The organism is Clostridium sp. (assembly GCF_051654825.1).
Taxonomy (GTDB): Bacteria; Bacillota; Clostridia; order Clostridiales; family Clostridiaceae; genus Clostridium.
This window is the reverse complement of sequence record NZ_JBOFYU010000270.1, coordinates 1-4,257: the sequence shown is the minus strand read 5'-3', so window position 1 is coordinate 4,257 and position 4,257 is coordinate 1. Positions and strand designations below refer to the sequence as shown.

Below are 4,257 nucleotides of genomic sequence, written 5' to 3'. Positions count from 1 at the left end.
TTAAAATGTCAAAACAAAATAATCAAAACTTTGTTCAAATTCCATTTAATATGCTTATACAAATGATTAAATATAAAGGCGAGAATGCTGGAATTAAAGTTATTGAAAGTGATGAAAAATACACAAGTGGGACATCATTTTTAGATAATGAAGAGCCTAAGAAAGAATATTATAATAAATCGAGAAGGATAAAAAGAGGTTTATTTAAATCGAATAAATCATTAATAATAAATAGTGATATAAATGGAAGTTATCAAATAATAAAGAAAGTATTCTCAAAGGCATTTACCAATGGGATAGAGGGTGTAGGGTTACACCCAATTAGAGTTAATATTATTTAATTGTAGTATTATGTACTAATAAAGATATTTTATTAAACTTTTTAATAATTTAAATAAGTTTATATTAATATTTTAACCTGAACACAGCTATAATAGTACAGAAAAAGAGTTAAAACAAAATGATAAAAATATAATAAACGAAGCTAATAAAATAGCTAAAGAACAAGGCTATACTATAAAACCAGAGACTAAAGAAGAAATAATGAATGGTGATTCTTATGCATTTGCATTAATTAAAAATACTTGTATAGAAGGTGGATATTCAAAAGAGGAAATTGAAAAGAATAGTAGAGATGGAATGGATATAATAAGCTTTGAGTTAGAAGAAAAATCAAAATATAATAATGGAGATGGGAATGTATGGCTATGTGTCTTAGTAAATAAAGAAAATAAAGTAGTAGGTACATATTTAGATTATGAAGGTTATTATCCGGGGATTGCACCAGTAGGTTTCAAAGAAAATCTTAAATAGAACTTAAAAAATAGGTCATTTAGTGACCTATTTTTATATATCTGTAAATAATTATAGTCCAACATTTTCTACTACTAAATATAAATTAAATAGAGAAATTATCATACATAAAATACTAACTATTAGAAAAGATTTTTTGTTATAAGAAATATAAGAGTAAAATACTTCAATACCTAAGCAAAGCATAAAAATACTAATTAAAATAGTAGTAATAAATTTAGTATTCAAATCAATAAAAATACCAACTCCACATAAAAATAATATAATAACAGCTAAAACATTAGTTACGACTGAGAGATATTTCATACAACCTCCTATTTTTAGTAACTTATTGTAACATATGGTAACTTTATAAATAAAAATAAATATTTATATTAAATATATTCTATATTCCTATAAAAATTCATTTAAAATAATGTAAAATATGATAAATAAATTTAACATTATTTTATAAAATAATAAAATAATGCTTATATAATAATACAAAAGTTACAAAAAATGTTGAAAAATGTCACGAAGTAATATATAATTCAAAACACAGTGAAAAAATAATAAAAATTAGTATTAGGTGTCTTTTACAGACTTAATAGGGAATTAGATGAAAATTCTAAGCTACCCCAGTAACCGTAAAACTGACGAACTCTCAATATACCACTGATTAATCGGGAAGGTGAGAAAGTAGGGTGAAGTTGAGCCGGGATACCTGCCTTATACTAACGGCAGTTACCTTCTGAGGGTGGGGTACAATGCTAATGGAATAAGTATATTCATTCAAACACACTCTTTGTAGTGTGTTTTTTTATGCAACGGACGAAGTCGTTGGCGACATGAGCGAAGCGAATTTTTACGCTCAAATAAATATTAAGAAGAGGAGGTCTTAAATATGTCAAAATACTTAGCATATCCATTTTTATATGATAACTCTAATGACCTAAGATGTGATTACGAAATATTTACAGATGAAATATCAAGCACAATAGGGTTACTTAGAGCATTTGTAGAGGATAAAGAACTAAAAGAAGAATTAACTAAAATTAATGATTTAGTATATCATATGAATGCATCATTAAGAACAAAGGTAAGTGTAACACCTAAAGAATTATTATGGCTAGAAGAAAGAACAAATACATACCAAGAAGAAATAAAAGACAGGGTAAATAAATTTGTAATACCTCAAGGGTCTGTAAGTGCAAGTTATGCACATGTTATTAGAACTAAGTTTAAAGCTCTTGTGAGATTACTACATAGACACAAAGAACAAGGAAACACTGTAGATGCAATACTATTTGACTTTGCAAATTTATTCTCAGGGTACTTTTTTATATTAGCATTAAAGCTAAATAAAGATGAAAACGTAGATGAAACAGAATTTGTAAGCAGAAATTATAAATAAGGAGAAAAATATGAAAAAATTAAAATTATTATTAACAACTATATTAGTAGTTATGTTAGCTAGTGTTGGATGTTCACAAAAAGAAACGATAGTAAAAGATAGAGAAGGTAATGATGTTAAACTTCCAAACAAAATGGAAAGGATAATATCAACAGCACCATCAAACACAGAAGTATTAGTAGAACTAGGATTAAGTGATAAACTAGTAGCAGTAGATAAGTATTCAGCAGATGTTGATGGAATACCAACAGATATAGAATTTATAGATTTTTCAAATCCAGATGCAGAAGCAATAATAGCATTAAATCCAGATATGATAATAGCATCAGGACATAATAAAACTGGAAACAACGAAGACCCATTTAAATTAATAAAAGAATCTGGTATAAGTGTATTCTACATACCAAGTAGTGATAGTATACAAGGTGTTTATGATGATACTATGTTTATAGCTGAAATTACAAATACTACCGAAAAAGGTAAGAAAATAGTTGAAGATATGAAAGCTCAAGTTGAAGAGATTGCTAAAATAGGAAAAACTATAACGGACAAGAAAAAAGTATACTTTGAGATAGGACCTGCACCTAATTTATTTAGTTTTGGAAACTCAACTTTCTTAAATGAAATGATAGAATTAGTTGGAGCAGAAAATATATTTGCAAATGAAAAATCGTGGATATCACCAAGTGAAGAAGCGGTATTAGATGCAAATCCAGATGTAATCTTAACTAATGTTGACTATGTTGAAAATCCTACAGAAGAAATAAAATCAAGAGAAGGATGGTCAAATACAACAGCAGTAAAAGAAAATCAAGTTTACTTCATAGATAAGAATGCTTCATCAAGACCATCTCATAAAATAATAAAAGCTCTACATGAAATGGCAAATGCTATATACCCTAATGAATATGGACAAAAATAAAAAAATAGGAATACTATTAATACCAATAGTATTCCTAATCTTATGTGCAGGAATTTCAACTGGTAGCTCAGATATAAGTATAGTAGATACAATATCAATAATACTTCATAAAATACTTAATATACCAATAATAGATGACATACATCCTAAGGATATTTCAATAGTATGGTCAATTAGAGCACCAAGAGTACTTTTAGCATTTCTAGTAGGAGGAAGCCTTGCGGTAAGTGGTTCTGTAGTCCAATCTATATTAAAAAATGAATTAGCATCTCCATATACATTAGGCGTATCTTCTGGAGCATCGCTAGGAGCAGGTTTAGTAATAGTTCTTGGAATATCATTACCTATACTAGGAAGTTTTACATTACCACTAGTAGGATTCTTATGTGGACTTTTAACTGTAATTTCAGTATTGATATTTTCATCTAAAATAGATAAATCAATGTCAAATAACACTATAATACTAGCAGGGATGGTATTTTCTTTATTTGTAAATGCAATGTTAACAACAGTAACAGCACTTTTTAGCGAAGATATAAAAAGTATAACAATGTGGCAAATGGGAAGTTTTTCAATGAGAGGATGGTCTTATGTTAAGCTTATTATTCCATTTGTAGTAGTCGGAACTGTAGGTGTATTAAGGTATACAAAAGAAATGGATGTACTGACCTTTGGAGAAGAGCAAGCAAAAGCAGTGGGGGTTGAGACTGAAAAAATTAAGAAAAAGCTGTTTGTATACTCAGCAGTTTTAACAGGTGGAGCAGTGGCACTTAGTGGAACTATAGGATTTGTTGATTTAATAGCACCTCATATAGTAAGAAGGATATTTGGATCAAAACATGGATATGTAATTCCAATGTCATTTTTATTTGGAGGATCACTTATGGTGGTTACTGATTTAATATCTAGAACATTAATTTCACCAGCAGAATTACCAGTAGGGGCGGTAACTGCAATAATAGGAGCACCATTCTTTGCGTATGTATATTTTAGTAAATCTAAAAGATGAAATTAGGTTTAGGCTTTTTACTGAGCCCGCGAGTGAGTGTATTATATAAGCCTTCCTTCCACCCTTTGGGAAAGTCGGTGCGGCTTATATAATACACTCACTCGCTAAGGATATATACTT

At 28.6% G+C, this 4,257-nt stretch carries 6 protein-coding genes and 1 riboswitch; of the genes, 5 read left to right on the top strand and 1 reads right to left on the bottom strand.

Annotated features, from left to right (window positions below; translation table 11 throughout):
* On the top strand, positions 1-341 hold a 341-nt coding region (locus ACRDBA_RS16545; protein ID WP_438574036.1), incomplete at its 5' end, for an IS200/IS605 family accessory protein TnpB-related protein.
* Positions 342-543: 202 nt separating this feature from the next.
* Complete coding sequence (locus tag ACRDBA_RS16540; RefSeq protein WP_438574035.1) at positions 544-813, top strand: hypothetical protein; 270 nt, start codon at positions 544-546, stop codon at positions 811-813.
* A gap of 51 nt (positions 814-864) precedes the next feature.
* On the opposite strand, the gene ACRDBA_RS16535 is transcribed toward ACRDBA_RS16540, so the two are convergent.
* The gene (locus ACRDBA_RS16535; RefSeq protein ID WP_438574034.1) at positions 865-1,119 is read right to left on the bottom strand and encodes a hypothetical protein; all 255 of its coding nucleotides are present in this window, start codon (positions 1,117-1,119) and stop codon (positions 865-867) included.
* 243 nt (positions 1,120-1,362) lie between these two features.
* A riboswitch (cobalamin riboswitch) is annotated at positions 1,363-1,538 on the top strand.
* Between the two features lie 158 nt (positions 1,539-1,696).
* Here ACRDBA_RS16535 and ACRDBA_RS16530 point away from each other — a divergent pair.
* From ACRDBA_RS16530 to ACRDBA_RS16520, 3 genes are read left to right on the top strand one after another with little or no spacing between them, the layout of a single operon-like run.
* A complete protein-coding gene (locus tag ACRDBA_RS16530; protein WP_438574033.1) occupies positions 1,697-2,206 on the top strand; it encodes an ATP:cob(I)alamin adenosyltransferase in 510 nt (169 codons plus the stop codon).
* Between the two features lie 10 nt (positions 2,207-2,216).
* The gene (locus ACRDBA_RS16525; protein WP_438574032.1) at positions 2,217-3,128 is read left to right on the top strand and encodes an ABC transporter substrate-binding protein; all 912 of its coding nucleotides are present in this window, start codon (positions 2,217-2,219) and stop codon (positions 3,126-3,128) included.
* A complete protein-coding gene (locus ACRDBA_RS16520) occupies positions 3,109-4,137 on the top strand; it encodes a FecCD family ABC transporter permease (protein ID WP_438574031.1) in 1,029 nt (342 codons plus the stop codon). The genes ACRDBA_RS16525 and ACRDBA_RS16520 overlap by 20 nt, the downstream gene beginning before the upstream one ends.
* Positions 4,138-4,257 lie beyond the last annotated feature (120 nt).